20 protein-coding genes and 1 tRNA gene are annotated in these 21,870 nt (G+C 71.3%); 11 read left to right on the top strand and 10 right to left on the bottom strand.

Annotated features, from left to right (window positions below):
- The first annotated feature begins 3 nt into the window (after positions 1 to 3).
- From C1N74_RS12935 to C1N74_RS12925, 3 genes are read left to right on the top strand one after another with little or no spacing between them, the layout of a single operon-like run.
- Positions 4 to 945 carry an ABC transporter ATP-binding protein gene (locus C1N74_RS12935; RefSeq protein ID WP_137750679.1) on the top strand — a complete coding sequence of 314 codons (942 nt, stop codon included), beginning with the start codon at positions 4 to 6 and terminating at the stop codon, positions 943 to 945.
- Positions 942 to 2,033: an ABC transporter permease gene (locus C1N74_RS12930; RefSeq protein WP_137750678.1), complete on the top strand. Its 1,092-nt coding sequence runs from the start codon at positions 942 to 944 to the stop codon at positions 2,031 to 2,033. Before C1N74_RS12935 ends, C1N74_RS12930 begins: the two co-directional genes overlap by 4 nt.
- Positions 2,034 to 2,040: 7 nt before the next feature.
- The gene (locus C1N74_RS12925; protein WP_088380593.1) at positions 2,041 to 3,219 is read left to right on the top strand and encodes an ATP-binding protein; all 1,179 of its coding nucleotides are present in this window, start codon (positions 2,041 to 2,043) and stop codon (positions 3,217 to 3,219) included.
- Between the two features lie 11 nt (positions 3,220 to 3,230).
- Here C1N74_RS12925 and C1N74_RS12920 read toward each other — a convergent pair whose 3' ends face one another.
- The 3 genes from C1N74_RS12920 to C1N74_RS12910 form a co-directional block, all read right to left on the bottom strand.
- Positions 3,231 to 4,148: a helix-turn-helix transcriptional regulator gene (locus C1N74_RS12920; RefSeq protein ID WP_071919164.1), complete on the bottom strand. Its 918-nt coding sequence runs from the start codon at positions 4,146 to 4,148 to the stop codon at positions 3,231 to 3,233.
- 19 nt (positions 4,149 to 4,167) lie between these two features.
- On the bottom strand, positions 4,168 to 4,494 hold the full coding sequence (locus C1N74_RS12915; RefSeq protein ID WP_023955737.1) for a hypothetical protein: 327 nt from the start codon (positions 4,492 to 4,494) through the stop codon (positions 4,168 to 4,170).
- Between the two features lie 189 nt (positions 4,495 to 4,683).
- Positions 4,684 to 4,893, bottom strand: coding sequence for a hypothetical protein (locus tag C1N74_RS12910; protein ID WP_023955735.1), 210 nt, complete (start codon positions 4,891 to 4,893; stop codon positions 4,684 to 4,686).
- Between the two features lie 133 nt (positions 4,894 to 5,026).
- Between C1N74_RS12910 and C1N74_RS12905 the strand changes: the two genes are divergently transcribed.
- The 3 genes from C1N74_RS12905 to C1N74_RS12895 all read left to right on the top strand — a co-directional run bounded on the left by C1N74_RS12905 (position 5,027) and on the right by C1N74_RS12895 (position 6,982).
- Entirely contained in the window at positions 5,027 to 5,362 is a 336-nt protein-coding gene (locus C1N74_RS12905) for an ATP-dependent DNA ligase (protein WP_023955733.1), read from the top strand.
- Between the two features lie 162 nt (positions 5,363 to 5,524).
- On the top strand, positions 5,525 to 6,631 hold the full coding sequence (locus tag C1N74_RS12900) for a fatty acid desaturase family protein (RefSeq protein WP_375538058.1): 1,107 nt from the start codon (positions 5,525 to 5,527) through the stop codon (positions 6,629 to 6,631).
- A 45-nt stretch (positions 6,632 to 6,676) separates the two neighbouring features.
- Positions 6,677 to 6,982, top strand: coding sequence for a hypothetical protein (locus tag C1N74_RS12895; protein WP_023955727.1), 306 nt, complete (start codon positions 6,677 to 6,679; stop codon positions 6,980 to 6,982).
- 8 nt (positions 6,983 to 6,990) lie between these two features.
- Here C1N74_RS12895 and C1N74_RS16430 read toward each other — a convergent pair.
- The 3 genes from C1N74_RS16430 to C1N74_RS12885 form a co-directional block, all read right to left on the bottom strand.
- Positions 6,991 to 7,066, bottom strand: a tRNA-Met gene (locus C1N74_RS16430).
- 64 nt (positions 7,067 to 7,130) lie between these two features.
- Positions 7,131 to 7,475, bottom strand: a complete 345-nt coding sequence (locus tag C1N74_RS12890; protein ID WP_064955539.1) for a hypothetical protein — start codon at positions 7,473 to 7,475, stop codon at positions 7,131 to 7,133.
- A complete protein-coding gene (locus tag C1N74_RS12885; RefSeq protein WP_181405536.1) occupies positions 7,472 to 8,941 on the bottom strand; it encodes a PspC domain-containing protein in 1,470 nt (489 codons plus the stop codon). The genes C1N74_RS12890 and C1N74_RS12885 overlap by 4 nt, the downstream gene beginning before the upstream one ends.
- A gap of 114 nt (positions 8,942 to 9,055) precedes the next feature.
- On the opposite strand from C1N74_RS12885, the gene C1N74_RS12880 reads away from it, so the two are divergent.
- The 5 genes from C1N74_RS12880 to ligD all read left to right on the top strand — a co-directional run bounded on the left by C1N74_RS12880 (position 9,056) and on the right by ligD (position 15,813).
- On the top strand, positions 9,056 to 10,297 hold the full coding sequence (locus tag C1N74_RS12880; protein WP_137750675.1) for an ATP-binding protein: 1,242 nt from the start codon (positions 9,056 to 9,058) through the stop codon (positions 10,295 to 10,297).
- A complete protein-coding gene (locus tag C1N74_RS12875; protein WP_181405535.1) occupies positions 10,284 to 10,949 on the top strand; it encodes a response regulator transcription factor in 666 nt (221 codons plus the stop codon). Before C1N74_RS12880 ends, C1N74_RS12875 begins: the two co-directional genes overlap by 14 nt.
- Positions 10,950 to 10,993: 44 nt before the next feature.
- Positions 10,994 to 13,462, top strand: a complete 2,469-nt coding sequence (locus C1N74_RS12870; protein WP_071919168.1) for an ATP-dependent helicase — start codon at positions 10,994 to 10,996, stop codon at positions 13,460 to 13,462.
- Between the two features lie 47 nt (positions 13,463 to 13,509).
- Positions 13,510 to 14,601, top strand: a complete 1,092-nt coding sequence (locus tag C1N74_RS12865) for an SseB family protein (protein ID WP_137750673.1) — start codon at positions 13,510 to 13,512, stop codon at positions 14,599 to 14,601.
- Between the two features lie 186 nt (positions 14,602 to 14,787).
- Positions 14,788 to 15,813, top strand: a complete 1,026-nt coding sequence (gene ligD / locus C1N74_RS12860) for a non-homologous end-joining DNA ligase (protein WP_137750672.1) — start codon at positions 14,788 to 14,790, stop codon at positions 15,811 to 15,813.
- A gap of 47 nt (positions 15,814 to 15,860) precedes the next feature.
- Here the strand turns inward: ligD and C1N74_RS12855 are convergent, their stop codons facing one another.
- The 4 genes from C1N74_RS12855 to C1N74_RS12840 form a co-directional block, all read right to left on the bottom strand.
- Complete coding sequence (locus C1N74_RS12855; protein ID WP_137750671.1) at positions 15,861 to 17,159, bottom strand: threonine/serine exporter ThrE family protein; 1,299 nt, start codon at positions 17,157 to 17,159, stop codon at positions 15,861 to 15,863.
- Positions 17,160 to 17,230: 71 nt separating this feature from the next.
- Positions 17,231 to 19,339: a phosphatase PAP2 family protein gene (locus C1N74_RS12850; RefSeq protein ID WP_137750670.1), complete on the bottom strand. Its 2,109-nt coding sequence runs from the start codon at positions 19,337 to 19,339 to the stop codon at positions 17,231 to 17,233.
- 101 nt (positions 19,340 to 19,440) lie between these two features.
- Positions 19,441 to 20,484, bottom strand: coding sequence for an ATP-dependent DNA ligase (locus C1N74_RS12845; protein WP_137750669.1), 1,044 nt, complete (start codon positions 20,482 to 20,484; stop codon positions 19,441 to 19,443).
- 9 nt (positions 20,485 to 20,493) lie between these two features.
- Positions 20,494 to 21,651 (bottom strand): AI-2E family transporter, encoded by a 1,158-nt coding sequence (locus C1N74_RS12840; RefSeq protein WP_137750668.1) that lies wholly within the window; start codon positions 21,649 to 21,651, stop codon positions 20,494 to 20,496.
- Positions 21,652 to 21,870 lie beyond the last annotated feature (219 nt).

Here is a 21,870-nt window from a genome sequence, read left to right as displayed (position 1 = left end):
GACATGCTCACCGCCGGGATCAGCGTCCGTGATGTCCGTCGTTCGTTCGGGCGGGTCGAAGCCGTCCGCGGCGTCGACCTGGAGGCGCGAGCCGGGGCCGTCACCGGGCTCGTGGGCCCCAACGGCGCCGGCAAGACGACGCTGCTGCTGATGCTCGCGTCGCTGCTGCAGCCCGACGCCGGCAGCATCCGGATCGCCGGCATCGACCCCGTCGCCGACCCCGCGCAGGCCCGCTCGCGGCTGGGATGGATGCCCGATGCTCTCGGGGCCTGGGGGTCGCTCACCGTGCGCGAGACGTTGGAGATGACGGGCCGGCTCTACGACCTCGACGCGTCCGCCGCGGCTCGCCGCGCGGGAGAGCTTCTGGATCAGGTCGGACTCGCGGGGCTGGCCGGGTCGCCCGCTCGCGTGCTCTCACGCGGGCAGAAGCAGCGGCTCGGACTCGCGCGCGCGCTCGTGCACGACCCGTCCGTCCTCCTCCTCGACGAGCCGGCCTCGGGACTCGACCCCCAGGCGCGGGTCGACCTGCGCGGGCTCCTGCGCGGTTTCGCCGCGGCCGGGAAGACCGTGATGATATCCAGCCACATCCTCTCCGAGCTCGAGGAGGTCGTCGACGACGCGGTGTTCCTCCTCGACGGCGCGACCGTCAGCCCCGATCGGGTCGCCGCCGCCGCGCGCCGCACCCGCGCCTGGCGGGTCCGCGTCGCCGACCTCGACGCGCATGCCGCGGTGCTCCCGGTCGCGACGGCCCTCGGGCTCGATGTCGCGCGGGTGCCGATCGATCGTCGCGACGTGCTGATCCCGTTCGCCTCCGAGGATGAGGCGGCCGCGGGGCTGCGGACGCTGGTGGATGCCGGCGTCGCGGTCGCCGAGTTCTCGGCGGCGACCGGGATGCTCGAGCACACCTTCCTCGATCTCGGCGCCGAGGGGAAGGAGGCGTCATGAGCATCGCCCGGCTGTGGACCGTCGCTCGGCTCGAGCTGCTCCAGCGCGTGCGCACCGTGTCGTGGTACGTGCTGCTCGGAATCTTCGCCGTGCTGCTCATCGGTGTGACGGCGCTCGCATTCCTGGCCTTCGGCGGGATCGTCACCGAAGCGGACCAGCGCGGTGCCGGCATCTACTCCACGATCGTCATCATCACGCTGCTGCTCGTCGTGCTGGTCTCACCGACACTGAGCGGCAACTCCGTCAACGGCGACCGGGATGCCGCGACCCTGGCTCCGGTCCAGGTGACCCTCGCGCGCACCTCCGAGATCCTGCTCGGCAAAGTCCTCGCCGCCTGGATCACGGGGCTCGCCTTCGCCGCTGTGGCGGCCCCGTTCCTCGTCATCGCGACCCTGGCCGGGGGAGTGGACCCCGTCGTCGTGGTGGTCTCGCTGGCCGTCCTCGTGACCGAGATCGGCATCATCGCCGCGATCGGCGTCGGGTTGAGCGGCCTCATCGCCCGCCCGCTCTTCTCGGTGGCGGCGACGTATCTCGTGGTCTCCGCACTCGTCTTCGGAACGCTCATCGCGTTCGGCCTCGGCGCGACCGCCTTCTCGAGCGAGGCGACGACGACCTATCGCCCCGCGATGTACAACGCCGACGGGTCGCCGCAGTGCGTCGACGGCACGGACGAGTGCTGGAACGATCCGGCCCGCATGGTGTGCGGCGAGCCGCAGGAGTCGACCTACACCGTGCCGCGGTTCGATCGCGTCTGGTGGGTGCTCGCGGCCAATCCCTTCGTCATCCTCGCCGACGCGACCCCTGCCGAATACGACCGGTCCGGCTACCCCGTCGACCTGTTCGGGCAGATCGCATCGGGGGTCCGCCAGGCGCAGATCGCGCCGGATCTCGAGACCGGCTTCGACGAGTGCCGCCCGGCTCTCGACGAGGTCTTCCCGACCCCCGCGGAGATTCGCGATCGGACGGTGCCGAGCTGGTTCGTCGGGCTCGGGGGACAGGTGATCGTCGCCGGTCTGCTGGTGGCGGGGGCATGGTCGCGGACGAGGACGCCGGCGCGGAGCCTGCCGCCCGGAACGCGGATAGCGTAAGAGTGTCATGATCACGCAACTCGACATCACCCGCCGTGAGGCGATCGACGCCTACCACGTGATCGGCGAGGCGCCCGCGCCCGACCTGCAGGGAATCGTCCGCCTGGCCGCAACGGTCTGCGGCGTCGACACCGCGGTCATCAACATCATCGATGACCGCTCGCAGCATCAGATCGCCGCCGTCGGCTTCGAACCCGCCGTCTGCTCGCGCGAGGACTCGATGTGCGCCGCGGTCATCGCGCGCCCCGGCCGGGTCGTCGTGCCCGACGCGCGACTCGACGAGCGTTTCGCCGCGAATCCCTTCGTCACCGGCGAGATCGCGCACGTGCGGTTCTACGCTTCGAGCCCGCTCATCACGCCGGCGGGGGTCGCCATCGGCACCCTCTGCGTGTTCAACGACTCGGTCGGCGACCTCGACGAGTCGTCTCGCGAGGCGCTCGACCTGCTCGCGCATCAGGTGGTCGATCTGCTCGAACTGCGCCGCATCAGTCGCGAGCTCAGCGCGTCGAACGATCAGCTCTCGCGGTTCGCGGGGCAGATCAGCCACGACCTCCGCAACCCGCTGACGGCCCTGACCGGCTTCCTCGAGCTCGCGATCGACAGCCCCGACATGGACAACGCCCCCGAGGCGGCCCGGGTGCTCGCTCGCGCCGAGTCGGCGGCCGACCGCATGAACGCCATGATCTCCGACATCCTCTCCTACGCTCGTGTCGGCGGTGCGAGCCCGCAGCGGAAGCGGGTCGACCTGGACGCCGTCATGCACGCCGTCGTCGAGGATCTCGACGCGCAGATCACCGCGTCGGGTGCGGACATTCGCCAGGCCCTCGAGGTCGACCCCGTCGGCGACCCCACCCTCCTGCGCGCGGTCCTGCAGAACGTCGTCGCCAACGCCCTGAAGTTCACGGCCACGGCGGGGCGGGTTCCGCAGGTGCGAGTCGGGGCGCATGCCGTCCACGGCGGGTGGCGGATCACCGTCGACGACAACGGTCCGGGTGTGCCGCCGGCCGACCGCGAACGCGTCTTCGCCCTCATGGAGCGCGGCGACTCCGACGCCGAAGGGCTCGGCATCGGACTGTCGACCTGCCGCCGTGTGATCGAAGCACACGGCGGGCGCATCGGTCTCGACGACTCACCCCTCGGCGGCGCGCGCGTGTGGATCCTGATCCCGGATCCGACGGCCGCCTGACGGAACCGTCCTCAGCGACGGAGCGTATGCGACGGGTGTTCCCCGTACATCGCGGCGTACAGCTGAGCGAAGCGCCCCGTGTGTGCGAAGCCCCAGCGCAGGGCGACATCCCGGACGGTCGTCGATCCGGGAGGCGCCGCGCGCAGTTCGCGATGCGCACCCTCGATCCGCAGGCGGCGCAGGTATGTGCTCGGCGGAATCTCGAACGCCTTGTGGAACGCGCTCTGCAGCGCGCGCACCGACGTGCCGGATGCCACCGCGATATCGCTGATGCTGATGGGGTTGCTGACGTTCTTCTCCATGAACGCCACGGCGCGACGGACGGCTCGCGCCGTGGGGCGGCGCCGTTCCCCGTCGTCAGGGTCGATGAGGGGGAACGCGGTCACGAGGGACGCGACCGCCTGGTGCACCAGCTGAGTGCGCATGAGGGGCGAAGCGGCCACCTTCTCGTCGGCCAGCACGGTTGCCTCGAGGAAGCGCAGGGTCTCGGCGACGAGCCTCGGGTTCTCGGCCCGGCGGTTCAGGCCCGAGAACTGCAGGTGGCGTGGGTCGTCGCCGAGCATCGCCCGGAGCACGTGATCGAGCGTCTCGGTCGTGATGCTGAAGGTGCGCAGGTGCAGCTGACCGAACTCGGCCGCGAACTCCGTGTCCGGAGGCACGATGAAGGGGGTCCGGCCGTCGCCCGACTCGCTGCCGATCTGCCAGCGGTGGTTCCCGTGCGCCGCGTGCGCCACCACGAGACGCGGAAAAGCCCGTGTGCCCGAGCGCATCGTCCCGGTGAACCGCATGGCGGCTGCGGCGGCGGCCGGGTGGTCCAGCGCCGCCATCTCGTACCGGAACGGCGCTGCCCCGTCGACGGCGAGCGACACGGGGGTCTCGAACAGCGAGCTGACCGATTCCTGTGCCCGACCGGGGTCGTCGGTCTGCAACCCCCGCCGATTGGGCTGACTATTCAACACCGAGCTTGTCGGATGCCGACTCCGCCGGCTCGGGGACGATGTAGAGCCCGCTGGGAGAGTTCGCCGTGTACATGAGCGCTTCGAGCCAGGCGCGGTTGATCGCCGGGGTGCGGCTGCCGTGGAAGGTGAAGACGAGCGATGCGCCGGCGTGCATCCACACGGTCGTGCGGCCCTTGCCGACGCTGACGTCGTCCTTCCAGGTGAAGAAGAATGCCTCGCCGCGACGGAGCTTCGCCCCGATGGTCATCTGGAGGTGTGCGAGCGTACGGTCCTCGATCTCGGCGCGATTGTTGCCGTCGTAAACAAACCTGCCCAATATTCCTCCTTGCGCGCCCAACGGCGCGATCAACAGCTTCCGCGATCGACTCGGGGGGTCGTGCGGAAGAATCCGTTCCGCGCGCACTCGATCCGCGACGCGCACAGACGTGCTGTGCCACCGCAGATTTCAGGCAGTTGTCAGGAAGTGGGGAGGGGGTTGACTTTTACGGTCGAGTACGTAAAACGCTCACTCGCCAGGGATGTCGGCGAGGGTGACGTCGACGCCGGGGGTGATCAGCAGATCCGTCGTCAGCGCCACGCCCTCGCCGTCGTTGACGGTGAGCCAGCCGTGCCCCAGCGCGAGGGCGGCGGCGATCTCGGCGCGGATGTCATCGATGTTGCGGCCGCCGATGCTGTAGGGGCGACCGCCGTAGAACACGTCGACTCTCTTGGACACGGCATTCCCCCTTCATCGCAGCGGCGTCGAGCACGCCGCGTCAGGCGAGACTACCGATTCGGGCGTCGAGCACAAGGGGATGCCGGCTGTGGGCAGCGGGCACTAGGTTCGGGCCGGACCGGAAGGAGACGCGATGGGCCGTTTCATCTATGAGAACCAGATCCGAGCGGATTTCGAGGATCGGACGCTCGCGCACCTTCAGACCGTCATCACGACGAAGCTGCGGCGCGGCGAGGCGTTCACGCTCACGTGGAAGGACGACATCAGCATCGGTGACGGCCGCACGACGGTATGGCTGCACCCGGGCTGCGGCCTCGTCTTCAAGTACTACGGCAGCCGGACGCCGTCGCTCAATCGCGCGTGGCTCGAGGCACTGACCTACACCGCCAACTCCCCGACGGGGCTCTACGTCGTGCCGGAGCCGCCGGACTCGCCCCGTAACGGCACGTTCCTCGACGGCTCGGAGTGACCGACGGGTCGAACCCGCCTGAGCGACAGCCGTGCGTCACCGGTGAGAGTGGGGCATATACCGCTGCGGCGATCCACCGCTCCGTAGTGTGGGCCGCAGCCGTCGGCATCCGCCTTCCGCTCCCCGACCATCCCGGTCACGAACGAGTCAGCAGGTGCTCCCATCGCTTCATCCGTCGTCGAGTCGCGTCTCGGCCCCGTCCGCACCACCTATGCCGGAACAGCCGATTTCCCTCCGATGGCCCACGCCTTCACCGATGTCTCGCGCGTCGTCCGTGAATCGGGTCTTCTTCGCCGCACGCCGTGGTTCTACGGCCTCGTCGGCCTCGCCCTCGTCCTCGCGATCGGCGGATGCGTCACCGGCTTCGTCCTCCTCGGAGACAGCTGGTTCCAGCTGCTCATCGCCGCAGCGCTCGGCATCGTCTTCACGCAGGTCGCGTTCCTCGCCCACGAAGCCGACCACCGTCAGGTGCTCGCCTCCGGCCCCGCGAACGACCGGCTCGCCCGCTTCCTGGCCGTCGGCGTCGTCGGCATGAGCCTGTCGTGGTGGACGTCGAAGCACGCCCGGCATCACTCCAACCCGAACAAGGTGGGCAAGGACCCCGACATCGAGATCGACACGATCTCGTTCATCGAAGAGGATGCCGCGACCGCCGGCGGCATCCGCCGGTTCATCACGCAGCGCCAGGGCTGGTTCTTCTTCCCGCTGCTGCTGCTCGAAGGCCTCAACCTCCACGCGCTGTCGATGCGCCACCTGGTCAGCCGCGGCCCGGTGAAGAAGCGCGCGCTCGAGATCACCCTGATCCTGGCGCGGTTCGCGCTCTTCGTGGCTCCGGTGTTCATCTTCCTGCCGATCGGCATGGCGTTTGCGTTCTTCGGGGTGCAGGTCGCCGTCTTCGGGCTGTACATGGGCGCCTCGTTCGCGCCGAACCACAAGGGCATGGCGATCATCGCGCCCGACGCGAAGCTCGACTTCTTCAGCAAGCAGGTGCGCACCTCGCGCAACATCGGCGGCGGCTGGTGGGCGACGTGGCTCATGGGCGGCCTCAACTACCAGATCGAGCACCATCTCTTCCCGAACATGCCGCGTCCGGCACTCGCCCGCGCCCGCGAGATCGTCAAGGACCAGTGCGACGCCCTGAACGTGCCTTACACCGAGACCAGCCTGTGGCGGTCGTACGCCATCGTCATCGATTACCTCAACCGCGTCGGCCTCGCCGCCCGCGACCCGTTCGACTGCCCCATGCGCGCGGAGTTCCGTCGCGCCTGATCCGCAGCATCACGTCGACATCGGGCCACGGCTCATACTGAGTCCGTGGCCGATGTCGATTCCGAGCGCTGGCTCGTCGTGGACGGGCGGCGCTGGCGGCGCACCGACCCGTCCCTGCCCGACGATGTCGTCGCCGCGCTGACAAGCCACCTCGGACGGGGCCGGTCCGCAGTGGGAGCTGCGAAGCGTCGCGGAGACGACGACGCGGTCGCCGCAGCACGCGAGCGCGTGGACCTCGCCAAGCACGGCCTGGGGGAGCGCGGCCCGTACTGGTGGGACGAGCCCGAGCCCGACCGTCTCGCCCGGGCGCGGGATGCGCTGCGACGGCTTGATGCGCTCGATGGGGATTGAGACCCGAATGGACGCGACGGCGGGAGTCGAACCCGCAACGCGATCGGTTATGAGCCGATGCCCGGGACCACCCGGATCGCCGCGATGCCCTCACGCTACGTGGGCGCCCCGCCGGGTCGCCAGAGGTGTGAAGACCGGAGTCGTCGTGCTACGTCGTGTGACGAGCGGCCGTCTCGCCGACGGGGTCCGCGCCCGGCCCGGTGGCGCGGCGCGCCGCCAGCGAGCGCTGAGCGTGCCGCAGCATGCCGGCGATCCCCGCGATGAGGACCGCGACGCCCGCGCTCAACAGCGCCGTGGCGACGAGCGTCGGAATCGAGATGGCCGTCACCCACTCGATCAGCCCGCCGTAGGCGTCCGATGACCGGGTGAGCACGATGCCCGCGATGGCGAGCGTCGCGAACGCGAGGCCCCACACGATGCCGGCCCACCGCACCCGGGGACGAGCAGGAGGCGAGGGGAACGCTGTGTCTTCGGTCATGACGATGTCGGTCATCGGTCGGTGTCCTTCGGTTCGAGGATGCGGATCTCGATGTAGCCGCTCTCCTGGTCGAGGGCGACCGATTGACGCGTCGTCGTCTCGCCTCGGGAGGGGATCGTCACATCGACCGCGGTCCGGTTCGCGCCGAGGTCTCGCGCGTCGGGTCCGTCGGTGAGCACGGTCCATGCGTCGCCCTCCGAGAGGATCAGCGACGCCTCGTCGCCGACGGATGCGTGCAGCGTCACTTCGACACCCGGGGCGACCGTCACGTAGGTCGAGCCCGCCCCCTTCTCGATGGTCAGCGGCGCCGCATCGGGTGCATCGACCAGCTCGACGCGGAGCTCGCCGAACGTCTGCCGGTAGGTCCCCGCCCCGGCATCGGATGAGACGTTCGAGATCTCGTAGACGCCGATGTGCAGTTCCTCGGCGACGCAGACGGCGAGGGCGAGGCCTCCGCCCATGAGCAGGCACGCGCTCGCGAAGGCGAGGAAGCCGCTCCGCCGGCGGATGGCTCCGGCGACGATCATGGCGAGCGCGGTGACGGCGGCCGCGGCGAACAGCCCGAGCGCCACCGCCGCCTCGCCCGAAGCAGTGAGCGCAGCGATCGTGCCTGTGACGGCGGCAGCGCCGGCCGTCACCGCGAGGAACGCGATGCTCGTGCGCGGGCGCTCGGCGCGGCGAAGGAGGCGACGCTCCGCCGCCTCGCGCGCGAACACTGCGGCGGCGGCGCGGCGCTCCTCCCGCTCGGCGGTGCGAGCCGCGCGATCGGCGTCGCCCTGCTCGCGACGCCAGGCGCGATCTCGCTCCTTCCAGGCCGCGTGCTGCCTGCGCCAGGCGGCCAGGTCGTCGGGGTGGGCGTCGTCGCTCGGGGGCGCGGGCTCGGTGAGCGCGACCGCGGCCTCCGCCGCGCGGGGGCCGGCACCGGCGGCGGCATCCACGCGGGACCCGCCGGCCGACGCGCCTGGGGCCTCCTCGGTATGCGGGGCCCGGCGGGCTCTGCGCACCAGCAGCGCGATGACGGCGGCCGTCAGCACGGTTCCGCCCGCGAGGACGAGCGCCACGAGGACGGTCCCGACGGCTCCGGCGCTCGTGCCGGTCGCGAGCGCCACGGCGGTGACGAGCAGGCCGAGGACCTGGAGCACGCCGATGATGGCGACGGCGAGGATCGCGCTCTGAGTGTACGAGAACCGGCCGCGCTCGAGGTCGGCGGCGTGGGAACGCCCCGACATATCGGGCAGGATCGCCCAGGCGGTGGCGTAGGCGACGATGGCGGGGAGACCGATGACGGTCGCGACGGCGGCGAGACCGCGCACGATGACGGGGTCGATGCCCCATCGTGCGGCCATTCCCGCACACACCCCGCCGATCCACCCGTCTCGGCGGGCGACGCCGAGGGCATCGACCCAGCGGAAGAACCCGCCCTCCGTCGATGACGTGGGATCGGGAGCCGGCGGGGCGGCGAGGGGTGGCGCGGAAGTCATGATCCGATCCTGCGGCGAACGGGGTGCCGGACGATATGGGGGATCGCCCTGAGGCATCCCTGATCCTGCTCCGGCGCCGGTGTGCCGGCGCGACCGGAGTGATTGGATGTGGCCATGTCCTCCGCTCTCGCGACTCCCGCCGTGCACCCGGGACCTCCGCCCCCGCGACCGGTCATCGGCCCGGGCGCGCGACCGCCGCTGGAGCGCTCGCGCGACAGCATCGTCTCGGGCGTCAGCGCGGGGCTCGCGAGGCACCTCGGGGTCGGTGCGGGCAGCATCCGTGCGCTGTTCGTCGTCCTGACGCTCGTCGCGGGGGCGGGGCCGCTGCTGTACCTGTGGCTCTGGGTCCTCGTGCCGTGGCAGCCGGGTCCGGCCGCGCCGACACGCCGGGCCCCGATGGCGTGGATCGGTGTGTCGGCGGCGACCGTCGCACTGCCGGTCCTCGTCGCGGTGCTGGCCGTCGAGGCGCGTGACGCCTGGACGTCACGGTCGTTCTCGCCGGCGCTCGCCGCCGTCGTCGCGTTCGTGAGCGTGCTCGCGACGGCCGCCGGATGCTGGGCGGAGCTCGTCGACCGGCGTGACGTCGATCGCGGAGACCGACACGCCGTCGCGGTGCGGGCCGCCGCGGCCGGCATCCTGTTCGTCGTGCTCCTCGCGATGCTGCCGCGCGTCGACTCCGACGGGATCGTGGCGCTTCCTGCCCTGGCCGTTCCCGTCGCGGGACTGATCGCGCTCGTCGGGTCCGCCCTCGCGAGCCGGTGGGGTGATCTGTCGGGGGAGCGCGTGCGGCGCATCCGCGAGGAGCAGCGAAGCGCGATGGCGGCGCACCTGCATGATTCGGTGCTGCAGACTCTCGCGCTCATCCAGAACACGGCGGGCGCCTCGAGCGAGGCCGCCCGCATCGCCCGGGCGCAGGAGCGCGAGCTCCGCGCCTGGCTCTTCGACGGCGAGGCGCATCCCGACAGCGATCTCGTCACCGACCTGCGCGACTACGCCGCCGCGCTCGAGCTCGATTACGCGGTGCGGATCGACGTGGTCTCGGCCGGGCTGTCGGCGGAGCAGGCCAGCGGCGAACTGGCGGCGGCGGCGCGCGAGGCGATGCTCAACGCCGCCCGCCACGCAGGCGGCGACGTCTCGGTCTACATCGAGGGCGGCTCCCGCGGGGTGGACGTGTACGTCCGGGATCGCGGCCCCGGGTTCGACGTGACCGCGATCCCGGACGATCGGCTGGGCGTCCGTGAGTCGGTCATCGGCCGGATGCGGCGCGCCGGGGGATCGGCAACGGTCCGGACGGCGGCATCGGGCGGCTCCGAGATCCACCTCCACGTCGGCGGCCCCGGAGATGCGCGTGGCTGATCGGCTGCGCGTGGTCATCGTCGACGACCACTCCATCTTCCGGTCGGGGCTCCGCGCGGATCTGTCCGCCGGGATCGCCGTCGTCGGCGAGGCGGCCGACGTGGAGTCCGCCGCCGAGGTCATCGCGCGAACGGAGCCCGACGTCGTGCTGCTCGACGTGCATCTTCCCGGCGGGTCGGGCGAGGACCGTGCCGGGGGCGCCGAGGTGATCGGCCGGACCGCCCCGACACCGGCGCGGTTCCTCGCGCTGAGCGTGTCGGATGCCGCCGACGACGTCGTCCGCGTCATCCGAGCCGGTGCGCGGGGATACATCACCAAGGGGTCGTCGGGTGACGAGGTGAGCCGGGCCGTCGTGGCGGTGGCGGGCGGCGACGCCGTCTTCTCGCCGCGCCTCGCCGGTTTCGTGCTCGACGCGTTCGGCGCGGTGGCGGGCGAGACGGCGACGGCGGTCGACGAGCTCGACCGGCTGTCGTCGCGCGAGCAGGAGGTCATGCGCCTCATCGCGCGCGGCTATGCCTACAAGGAGGTCGCGGCCGACCTGTTCATCTCGGTGAAGACGGTCGAGACGCATGTCTCCGCGGTGCTGCGCAAACTGCAGCTGTCGTCGCGGCACGAGTTGACCGCCTGGGCGACGGCCCGTCGCCTGCTCTGAGCCGCCGGGCGGGTGTCGGCGGCCGAACGTAGAATCGAACAGTCATGCCAGAGCCCATCAAGCCCGTCATCGTCGGGTCCGCCGCATCCGCGCGCCCCGGCGCCTCCTCGGGCGAGCGTCCCGACGCCGACCTCCTCGAGGGTCTCAACCCGCCCCAGCGTGAAGCTGTGACCTATCGCGGCCCGGCCCTGCTGATCGTGGCGGGCGCCGGCTCCGGCAAGACGCGGGTGCTCACTCATCGCATCGCGTCGCTTCTACGCGGCCGAGAGGCGTGGCCGAGCCAGATCCTCGCCATCACCTTCACCAACAAGGCTGCCGGCGAGATGCGCGAGCGCGTGCAGCAGCTGATCGGCGACAGCGCGCAGGGCATGTGGATCTCGACGTTCCACTCGGCCTGCGTGCGGATCCTCCGGCGCGAGGCGCAGCAGTTCGGCTTCACCAAGAACTTCACGATCTACGACTCGGGCGACTCGCGCGCGCTCATCAAGCGTCTCGTGAAAGAGCACGAGGCCGACGCCTTCGGTCTGACCCCCGCTGGTGTCCAGAGCCGCATCTCGAAGCTCAAGAACGAGCTCGCCGACGCCGATTCGTACGCGCGCCAGGCGAACATGTCCGATCCCGCCGAGCGCGTCTTCGTCGAACTCTTCGGCGCGTACCAGTCCGCCCTCCAGCGCGCCAACGCCTTCGACTTCGACGACCTCATCGCCCAGACTGTGTACCTGTTCCGCGCGTTCCCGCACGTCGCCGACGTCTACCGCAAGCGGTTCCGGCACATCCTCGTCGACGAGTATCAGGACACCAACCACGCTCAGTACGCGCTGATCCACGAGCTGACCCGTCCCGTTCAGGGACAGGGCGGCGACGCGTTCTCATCGGGCGGCATGATGATCTTCGAGCCCGAGTCGGCCCCCGAGGTCGAGGCGGCCTCGCTGACCGTCGTCGGCGACTCCGACCAGTCGATCTACGCGTTCCGCGGCGCCGACATCCGCAACATCACCGAGTTCGAGCGCGACTATCCCGGTGCGAAGGTCGTGCTCCTCGAGCAGAACTACCGCTCGACGCAGAACATCCTCTCGGCCGCGAACGCCGTCATCTCGAACAACTTCGACCGCAAAGACAAGAAGCTCTGGACGGATGTCGGCGCCGGCGACGCGATCGTCGGCTTCACCGGCTACTCGCAGCACGACGAGGCCCAGTTCGTCGCCGATGAGATCGAAGCGCTGCACCGCTCGTCGGTGCCGTACTCGCAGATGGCGGTGTTCTACCGCACGAACTCGCAGTCGCGCGCGCTGGAAGAGATCTTCATCCGCGCGGCGATCCCGTACAAGATCATGGGCGGCACGAAGTTCTACGACCGTGCCGAGATCAAGGACGCGCTGGCCTACGTCGTCGCCGTGGCGAACCCCGCCGACGAACTGGCGGTGCGCCGCATCCTGAACCGTCCGCGTCGCGGGATCGGCGACGTGACCGAGACGTCCATCGCCCGGTACGCGGCCGACCACCAGATCACCTTCCGCGATGCACTCGCCAACGCCTCGGCGCTGGGTGTGGGGCCGAAGATCCAGGCCGCGATCGCGCAGCTCGACGCCGTGCTCGCCGAGGCGTCCGAGATCATGCTGCCGAGCTCGGGCGAGATCGCTCCGCCGACAGCCGTGACCGAGGGCTTGACGGTTCTGCTCAACAAGTCGGGCTACATGGATGCGCTGCGCGCGAGCCGCGACCCCCAGGACGAGGCGCGCCTCGAGAACCTCGACGAGCTCATCGCGGTGACGCGCGAGTTCGCCCGCAACAACCCCGAGGGCACCATCCTCGACTTCCTCACCGAGGTCGCGCTCGTCGCCGACGCCGACGATCTCGACGACGCCTCGGGAACCGTGTCGCTCATGACGATGCACACCGCGAAGGGCCTCGAGTACGACGCCGTGTTCGTCACGGGCGTGGAAGAGGACCTCATCCCGCACCGCATCTCGGCGAACGAGCCCGGCGGTCCGCAGGAAGAGCGACGCCTCTTCTACGTCGCGCTCACCCGAGCGCGCAAGCGCCTGCACCTCTCGCTCGCCATGACCCGGGCGCAGTTCGGTGAGGTCTCCGCCGCCATGCCGAGCCGTTTCCTGCAGGAGATCCCGCACGACCTGATCGACTGGCGGCAGTCCCCCGGCGACGTGAACTCGCGCGGCGGCATGCAGTCGCGCGCGCTCAACGGACGGCGGACGGGTGGCTCCGGCGGCGGATTCGGCGGGTCGGGCAAGCGCTACGGCGACGATCTCGTGCCGCTCCCGCGCCGGGAGAAGAGCGGCGACATCGCCAAGTTCGCCAATCGCATCCCGGCCAAGGTCCGCGACAACGGCGATCTCGAGCTCGGACCCGGCGATCGCATCAAGCACGACGACTTCGGCGAGGGCCGGGTCGACGCGGTCACGGGCGAGGGGGCCAAGCGCGTTGCGCACGTCCGCTTCGATTCGGCCGGCCCGAAGAAGCTGCTCATCAAGATCGCACCGATCGTCAAGCTGTGACGCAACCCCCCGGCGATGCGCCGGGGGTGCGGGTTAGGCTCGAGGGCATGGCGATCTTCAAGCGCTCCGCGCGAGACACCACGAGCCAGACCACGAACGCCGACGAGGTCGACGCCGACGTCGACGGCCATGCCGCCGCACCCGCCGCCGAGGAGGCGCCGGTCGAGACCGTACCCCACGTGGGCATCTCGATGTCGACGTTCGGCGCGCCCGCTCAGCCCGTCGCTCCGGCCCAGCCCCAGCGAACGGTCACCCGCCCGCCGGCAGAGGCGCCCGCTCGCACCGAGACGGTGACGGGCATGCCCGACAACACGCTGGTGCAGGCGGCGCTGGCCTCGTTGCCCGAGAAGCCCGGCAACGTCGACGTCATGAACGTCATGCGCCAGAGCATGCAGGGCACGATGTACGTCCGCGTGCGCGGCGATGCGCGCGCACTCACGGCCGAGGGCAAGCCGATCACCCTGGCCGTCTCGCAGATCGACGGAGCCCGCTTCCTCCTCGCCTTCACCGGCGGCGCGTCGCTTCGCGCGAGCGTCGAGGCCGACGGCGATCGTGACACCTCGGCGCTCGGGCTTCCGGTCGCGAACGTCTTCCGCAACGCCATCGAGGGGCCGTACGAGGGGCTCATCATCGATCACGCGGTCGCAGGCTCGCGCATCGTGCTTCCCGTGCAGCTCATCACGAAGGCGTTCGAGGAGGGCGATCCCGCCTTCACGATCAAGAACCTGCTCGCCGGACCGCGCAGCGGCGAGACCGCTGCCGCCGTGGGCGAGGCCCTCGCGCAGGCGCCGCTGTGGGTCGCCGCGGGTCCCGCGGGCGACAGCGGTCAGCTCGGCCTCGCCGAGTCGCGCACCGCGTCGGGCGAGCGGCGCCTCGAGGTCTACTCGCACCCGCTCGAGGTGCTCGTGCTTCAGCGCGGCGACCGTCCGGTGCCGGTCACCGCCGCGCAGCTCGGACGGGCTCTGCAGTCGAACCCCGCACTGAGCGGCGTCATCGTCGACCCGGGTGGGCCGTGGATCCACGTCGATCGGGCCGATCTCGGCCCCGTCCTCGCGCGCGCCGACGAGCCCGACCCCGCGCCTGCGCCTGCGCCGGCCGAGCCGGCTCCCGAGCCGGCCTCCGAGCCACCGGCATCCTGACGACGCCGTCGCGCTGATACATCCGTCGGGCCTGCGGGGCTCGTGAGCCCTGGCTCCCGGCTCGAGGCACAACCAGCACCGCCGATCCGACAGGTGTATCGATACGTCGGCTCCGTCGCCGAGCATTCCGCCGAGGGGATTGTCCAGGGGGTACGTCATCCGAGCCCGACGCCCTAGGGTCGGGCCATGGCGAGCGAGCGCATCACCCTGACCGTGCCGGGCCCTGACGGTGGCCGGGAGGTCGGCCTGTCGAGCCCCAATCGTGTGCTGTGGCCCGAGCTGGGGATCACCAAGCACGAGTACGCCGAGTATGCGATCGCCGTCTCCGAGCCGTTCCTCCGCGCGAACGGCCATCGCCCCGTCTCGCTCGAGCGCTTCCCCGACACCATCGACGGCGAGCGGTTCTTCTCGAAGAATCCGCCGAAGGGCGCTCCGGGCTACGTCGATCAGGTCGTGTGCACCTACAACAGCGGGCGGCGGCATCCGCAGGTCGTTCTGAGCGAGACCGCCGCCGTCGTCTGGGCGGTGCAGATGAACACCGTCGTCTTCCACCCGTGGGCGTCGCTCGCCGCGAACACCGACAACCCCGTCGAGCTGCGGATCGACCTCGACCCGCAGCCGGGGACCGACTTCGGGGATGCCGCGACCGTCGCACCCGCCCTGCGCGAGGTCCTCGCCGAGGCGGGGCTGACGGCGTTCCTCAAGACCAGCGGCAACCGCGGGCTGCACGTGTTCTGCCCCGTCGAGCCGACGCACGAGTTCCTCGACGTCCGTCACGCGGTCATCGCCGCCGGACGCCAGCTGGAGCGCCGGATGCCCGACCGCGTCACGACGAACTGGTGGAAGGAGGAGCGGGGCGAGCGCATCTTCGTCGACTTCAACCAGGCCAACCGCGACCGCACGATGGCCGGTGCCTACAGTGCGCGGGCGCTGCCGGCGGCGACCGTCGCCACCCCGATCACCTGGGACGAGCTCGAGGCCGGAGTCGACCCGTCATCGTTCACGGTCCGCTCGGTGCCGCAGCGGCTGGCCGAGATCGGCGATCCCTGGGCCGAGCTGCAGGCCGCGCCCGGCCGCATCGACACCCTCCTGGAGTGGTGGCAGCGCGATCTGGATGCCGGACTCGGAGAGCTGCCGTTCCCGCCGGAGTTCCCCAAGATGCCGGGCGAGCCGCCGCGCGTGCAGCCCAGCCGCGCTCGGCAGCCCGAGTAGCCACAGCGGCGCCGGCGCCGGCGCCGCGGCGGCGCGAATCGCTCGCGTCACCGTGCGGAGGGGCGCTGCCATTCGCGCTCGGTGACGACACGGGCGACGGTGAGACCCACCGCCAGAGCGACGACGACGAACACGGCGGTGACCCCGTACTGCACGGCGCTGATCGTGTCGCCCTCGATGGTGCCGACGATCGCGCGGTAGGCCGACGCTCCCGGCACCATGATGAGGACGGCCGGCACGGTCAGCGTGATGCGCGGCGCCCGCACGAAGCGGGAGACGGCGAAGGCCCCGAATCCGACGGCGACGCCGGCGGCCGCTGCCGCGACGGGCTGCATCGCGCCGTGGTCGATCATGAGCAGACGGCCCACGTTGGCGATCGTGCCGATCGCCGCCGCGGCGAGAGCGATGCGCCACGGCGTCGAGAACAGCAGCGCGAAGCCCATGACGCCGACGAACCCCGCGACGAGGCGTCCCAGCGACAGCAGCGGCTCGCCCAGTTCCGGGGCGGCGACGGCGACGGCACTCGTCTGGAAGACGGCAGCCACCGCCCACACCGCGCACCCCGTCGACAGCAGCACCAGGCACGCGTACACGACGCGGTTCACCCCCGCGTTGAGGTCGAGTCGGGCGAGGTCGAGCGCGCCCGTGACGAGGGGGAAGCCGGGGACGAGGTAGAGCACGGCGCTCGTCAGGGCCGCGCCGTACTGCGGCGACGGCGCGCCGAGCAGTTCGATCAGGTGCGAGACGCCGAGGAAGGCCAGGAGAGCGGCCGAGGCCGACAGGAACACGAGGAGGAACTCGTTGACCTGCAGCCGGGCTCCGCGGATGCGCACGTACTGGCCGAGCGCGACGGCCAGCGCGACGCTGAGGCACTCCGCCCAGCCGCCGTTGTTCAGGAACGCGAAGGCCGTGCAGGCCGCGGCCGCGGCGAGCACCCGCACCGCGGCCGGGTAGCGCGGCGGCATCCGTTCGATCCGGTCGAGCTCACGCTGCAGCTCGTCGGCGGTGACACCCCCCGCGACCCGGTGCGAGAGGTGCATGACCTCGGCGATGCGCTCGGAGTTGACGACCGGATGCCGCACCTCGGCCACGCGCGTTCGGAACAGCTGTCCCCGCTGGGCGGTGATGACGATGTCGGTCATCCCGACGCGGGATTCCAGGCGTTCGAGACCGAGCCCGTGGGCGGTGCGGTCCATCGTGTCGCGCACCCGCGCCGACGAGGCACCGGCGCCGAGCATGAGCGTCCCGAGGCGCAGCACCGCATCCGTCCGTGCGATGAATCGCAACGGCTCGAGGTGCAGTTCGGCGGTGCCGTCGGGGACGTCGTCGTGCTGGTCATCCCGCATGGTTCGATCCTCCCACCCGCGGCGTGGGCCCGGGTGGGAGGATCAGCCGGACCAATCCGGTCGCGGTCCGGTCAGCGCCGCGCCGGACGTCGGCCGCGCGAGAGCAGCACGGCTCCGCCGCCCGCTGCCAGGAGGACGCCCCCGATCATCAAGCCGATCGGCGCCCCTTCGCCGCCGGTTCGAGCGATGCGGTCGGCGGCCGGCCCTGCTGCGTCGCCGTCGCCGCCGGCAGCGGCCGAGCCGCTTCCGGCGGCATCCGGGTCGGCGGGCGCCGGGACGCCCGGGGTCTGTCCCGGGATCTCGCCGGGCGTCTCACCCGGCACCTCGCCGGGGGCCGCGGCCTCGACCAGGTAGACGCCGTCGGAGCGGTATTCCAGCGTGGCGTCGAAGCCCGCCCCGGCGCCGGTGAGCTCGACCGCGTCGAAGCTGGTGTCGGCGGCACGGGAGCCGTAGGAGATCAGCCGCAGGGGCGAGACCGGGGCGGCCCCGGCGAGATCGACGCGGAGGGTCCCGCCGAGCCTGGCCGTACCGGAGATCGCGAGAGCGGGAACTGCGTCGTCGACCGACAGCTCGAGCGTGGCGGCTTCCGCCTGCGCGAAGTCGCCGCCCACGGTCAGCCCCGACGTCGTCTCCACGAGCGAGCCGCCGGCCACCGTGAGGTCTCCCGCACCGAGCGCGGTGGGCGCCGCGGCCCGGAGGGTTCCGGCGGCGACGACGGTGCCGCCCGCGTAGGAGTTCTCGCCCGACAGGATGAGGGCGCCCGAGCCGTCCTTCGTCAGCGACCCGGCACCGTCGATGTCGTTGCGCCACTCGTCCGCCGCCGCGAAGCCGCCGGCCTCGGCGTCCATCGTCACCGTGACATCGGTGTCGAAGGCACCGTATCCGTTCGACGCCTCGAACAGGTTGAGCCGCCCCCAGCCCTCGGGGTCGTCGAGCACGGCGTGGCCGGAGTCGATGGCCGTGGAGAAGAGCACCCAGCGGCGCTGCTCGGCGTCGAGGTAGGGCAGCCGGTGCTCGAGAAGCACCTCCGCACCGGCCGGCACGCGCGCCGCCCGGCCGGTGTCGCCCGTCGTCGGCAACCCGTACGTCATGCGCTCGCGGTACTCCTGCGCGAGGGCGTCGTAGCCGGCGTCGTCGAGCACGGGCGGGGATGCCGCGGCGGGGAGCGTCGCCAGCAGCCCCTGCGCCTCGGCCGATGCGGCGGCACGCAGCTCGGCGTTGGCCGGATCGTTGAGGCTGGCGGCGGCGAGGGCGGTCGCCAGCACGCGGCCGCCGATGACATCGAGCGACGAGTGCATCCCCGCCACGATCCGGCTGTCGCCGATCTCGGCGGCGTTCGCGATGAGCTGGTCCTGATATTGCGGCGCCGCGTCGGCGAGGGCGAACGACGCGAGGTAGGCGGCGTTGGTGTGACCGCTCGGGAAGCCGCCGTCGCTCGCCGCCTCGCTGTCGGGCTTGCGCACCGGCAGCAGCGCGGGGACGATGATCGAGTCGTCGACCCACCGGAACGGCCGCTTGTAGCCGAAGAAGTTCTTCGACGGGTTCGACGATGCCGCGGGCCCGCGGACCGTGTCGACGAGGGACACGACCGAACCGAGCTCGGAGCCGGGGTCGGCCCAGCGTCCCGCGGAGTTGCCGCCGTCGTCGTAGCGCACGGTCGTGGCATCGGCGGGAACGGTGCCCGGGATCGTGGTGCCGGCGTTCATCGCCTCGCGGAAGGCGGCCGCGGCGGGACCGAGCCCGTCGACGGCGCTGTAGCTCTGATGGCGGCGGTCGAACACCCAGGCGGCGGACTCCTGCGCTGCCGTGCGCGTGTGCGCCACCTCGACGTTGCGCGCGATGTTGGCGTCGAGCACCGGTGCGCCGGCATCCGTCGCCCGCCCGCTGTCCCATGTGGCGCCCGGCTGCCAGAGGTCGAGCATGCCCGAGAGCACGCCGATCGCGGGGTTCGTCCCGGGGGTCGCGTTGGCGGAGCTGTTCGCCGTGTAGGTGTCGACGAACGTGCCGTAGGGGGCTGCGTGCGGCGCGATCGCACCGTCGTCGAGGAGTTCTCCGTCGGCGGCGCCGGCCGGCGCCGCCGTGCCGAGGGTGAGACACGCGGCGGTGAACGCGGCAACGGCTGCAGCGGGGACGGCGGTGCGACGCGGGCGCGACTGCGGACGGGAGGGAGCGGGAGGCATGCGGCGGTCCTTCGGTGCGGGGGAGAGCGACTCCCGCACGCTAGGAAGGGGCGCGCAACGACCGGTGGCCGCGGAGTGAACGGGCGGTGTCGGCCGCGCCGTCAGTCCAGGACGTCGGCCAGGTCGTAGGCCGCGGCCGTCTCGAGCTGGTCGAACGTGCACGAGCGGGCGTCCCGGTCGTGGCGCCAGCGCTCGAACTGGACCGTGTGCCGGAACCGCCGTCCCTCGAGCTGGTCGTAGCGCACCTCGAGCACGAGCTCGGGACGCAGCCGGACGAACGAGACGTCTTTCGACGACGCGAAGCGCGAGCGGTCGGACTCACCGGTGACCGCTTCCCCGGCGGCATCCCGCTCGACCAGCGGTTCGAGCTCGTCGATCAGCTCGCGGCGCCGTTTGTCGCTCCAGGCCGAAACGCCGCCGACGCCGTGCAGCGCGCCGTCGTCGCCGTAGAGACCGACGAGGAGCGAGCCGACGCCTGTGCCGGACTTGTGGATGCGGTATCCGATCGCGACGACGTCCGCGGTGCGGGCATGCTTGATCTTGAGCATCGTGCGCTTGCCCGGGGCGTACGGCTGATCGTTGGGCTTGGCGACGACGCCGTCGAGCCCCGCGCCCTCGAACTCGGCGAGCCAGCGGCGGGCGGTGTCCACGTCGTCCGTCGCGCGCGTCACGTGGATCGGATCGGGCACGGTGCGAAGCAGATCGACGAGCTCGCTGCGTCGCCGCGAGAAGGGATCGCCCTGGAGATCGTGCTCGCCGCGGGCCAGGAGATCGAACGCGATGAACATCGCCGGGGTCTGCCGGCTGAGCAGAGCCACGCGGGAGGCCGCGGGGTGGATCCGCTGCGACAGTGCCTCCCACTGCAGCCGCCGGCCGGCCCCCGTGTCGGTCGCCACGACGATCTCGCCGTCGATGAGGCACGGCTCGGGAAGCAGCCGCGCGAACGCGTCGACGAGCTCGGGGAAGTAGCGGGTGAGAGGCTTCGCCCCTCGGCTGCCGATCTCGACGCTCTCGCCGTCCCACGAGACGATCGCACGGAATCCGTCCCACTTGGGCTCGAACGACAGCCCCGCCTCATAGCGGCCCGGATCCGGGATCGCGGGCACCGCCTTCGCGAGCATCGGGGCGGGGATGTCGTACGTCATCGCGATCCCTCAGTCCTGCAGCTGTTCGCGGGGCTTGGGCCGGGCCCAGCGGGCTGGAAGGTTCGGGCCGTCCCACACCTGCACGATGCCCCACACGACGGCGGTGATCGGGACGGCGAGCAGGGTGCCCAGGATGCCGCCGATCGCGGTGCCGGCGGTCAGAGCGACGAGCACGACGAACGAGTGCAGCTTCATGGTGCGGCCCATGAGGACCGGCTGGAGGAAGTTGCCCTCGAGCTGGTTGACGAGCACGACGGCGCCGACGACGAGGACGGCGTTGAGCGGGCCGTTCGCGACGAGGGCGACGAGTGCGGCCAGGATGCCGGCCAGGGTCGCACCCACGATCGGGATGAAGGCCAGGAGGAAGACGAGCACGGCGAGGGGGATGGCGAGGGGCACCTGGAGCACGAGCAGCGCGATGAAGATGCCGACCGCGTCGACGAAGGCGACAGCCGCGGTGCCGCGGATGTAGGAGCCGAGCACGACCACCGTCTTGTCGCCGATGCGACGGGCGCGCATCTCGTTCGCCCCGCGGAACGGGCGCAGCAGGAACTCCCACATGCGGGGTCCGTCCTTGAGGAAGAAGAACAGGATCACCACCAGCAGCACGGCGCCGGTGATGAAGGTCGCCACGGCGCTGACGCCCGCGATGGCGCCCGAACCGAACTGAGCGCTGGTGACGAAATCGCCGAGAGCGCCCAGCCACTCGTCGATCTGCTCCTGATCGATCGAGAAGGGAAGCGTCTGCGCCCACGCGACGAGCTGCTGGAAGCCCTCTTCCGCCTGCGAGTACAGGTCGTCCCACTGGTCGCGGACGGCCCAGACGATGAGCCACGACAGGCCGCTCAGCAGCACCACGATCGTGAGGAGGGTGATGATCGTCGCGAGCAGCGACGGTACGCCGTGGCGGCGCATCCAGCCCATGGCGGGGGCGAACGCGCACGCGAAGATGAGCGCGAGGATGAGCGGGATGGCCACGACGGACACCTGCCGCAGCACGTAGACGACGCCGATCGCGATGATCACGAGGACGATGATCTGCACGCCGCGGATCGCGAGCCGGCCGAAGCCGTCGGCCCACAGGCCCGCGGGGGGTCGTTCGGCGTCGCGGTCGATGGCATCCGCCAGCACGATCTCGGGCCGCGGTCTGCGTCGGAACAGGCTCATGACGACGACGCTAGCGGACCGCGCCGCCCCGGACGCGGGGTTGCGCTCGAGCCGCGCGCGGGGCAGGGCGCGATTCATCGTGGTCACCTCCGCGGTTGCTCCCGTTCACCCGCGCGTCGCCTCGAGGTCGCCGCGCGGCCACCCCCGCCGAGGACGGTGGAGGTGCCGCCCGCACGCGGCGGCTTTCGCACCTCCCCCCAGATACGAAAGAGGATCTCC

The organism is Microbacterium sp. SGAir0570 (genome assembly GCF_005491085.2).
GTDB classification, from domain to species: domain Bacteria; phylum Actinomycetota; class Actinomycetes; order Actinomycetales; family Microbacteriaceae; genus Microbacterium; species Microbacterium arborescens.
This window is presented reverse-complemented; position numbering and strand designations above follow the sequence as displayed.

What these genes read in the sequence shown, in the direction of transcription:
- C1N74_RS12935 (WP_137750679.1), top strand. Translation starts at nt 4, where the DNA reads ATGCTCACCGCCGGGATCAGCGTCCGTGATGTCCGTCGTTCGTTCGGG.
- C1N74_RS12930 (WP_137750678.1), top strand. Translation starts at nt 942, where the DNA reads ATGAGCATCGCCCGGCTGTGGACCGTCGCTCGGCTCGAGCTGCTCCAG.
- C1N74_RS12925 (WP_088380593.1), top strand. Translation starts at nt 2,041, where the DNA reads ATGATCACGCAACTCGACATCACCCGCCGTGAGGCGATCGACGCCTAC.
- C1N74_RS12905 (WP_023955733.1), top strand. Translation starts at nt 5,027, where the DNA reads ATGGGCCGTTTCATCTATGAGAACCAGATCCGAGCGGATTTCGAGGAT.
- C1N74_RS12890 (WP_064955539.1), bottom strand. Translation starts at nt 7,475, where the DNA reads ATGACCGACATCGTCATGACCGAAGACACAGCGTTCCCCTCGCCTCCT.
- C1N74_RS12885 (WP_181405536.1), bottom strand. Translation starts at nt 8,941, where the DNA reads ATGACTTCCGCGCCACCCCTCGCCGCCCCGCCGGCTCCCGATCCCACG.
- C1N74_RS12880 (WP_137750675.1), top strand. Translation starts at nt 9,056, where the DNA reads ATGTCCTCCGCTCTCGCGACTCCCGCCGTGCACCCGGGACCTCCGCCC.
- C1N74_RS12875 (WP_181405535.1), top strand. Translation starts at nt 10,284, where the DNA reads ATGCGCGTGGCTGATCGGCTGCGCGTGGTCATCGTCGACGACCACTCC.
- C1N74_RS12870 (WP_071919168.1), top strand. Translation starts at nt 10,994, where the DNA reads ATGCCAGAGCCCATCAAGCCCGTCATCGTCGGGTCCGCCGCATCCGCG.
- C1N74_RS12865 (WP_137750673.1), top strand. Translation starts at nt 13,510, where the DNA reads ATGGCGATCTTCAAGCGCTCCGCGCGAGACACCACGAGCCAGACCACG.
- ligD (WP_137750672.1), top strand. Translation starts at nt 14,788, where the DNA reads ATGGCGAGCGAGCGCATCACCCTGACCGTGCCGGGCCCTGACGGTGGC.
- C1N74_RS12855 (WP_137750671.1), bottom strand. Translation starts at nt 17,159, where the DNA reads ATGCGGGATGACCAGCACGACGACGTCCCCGACGGCACCGCCGAACTG.
- C1N74_RS12850 (WP_137750670.1), bottom strand. Translation starts at nt 19,339, where the DNA reads ATGCCTCCCGCTCCCTCCCGTCCGCAGTCGCGCCCGCGTCGCACCGCC.
- C1N74_RS12845 (WP_137750669.1), bottom strand. Translation starts at nt 20,484, where the DNA reads ATGACGTACGACATCCCCGCCCCGATGCTCGCGAAGGCGGTGCCCGCG.
- C1N74_RS12840 (WP_137750668.1), bottom strand. Translation starts at nt 21,651, where the DNA reads ATGAGCCTGTTCCGACGCAGACCGCGGCCCGAGATCGTGCTGGCGGAT.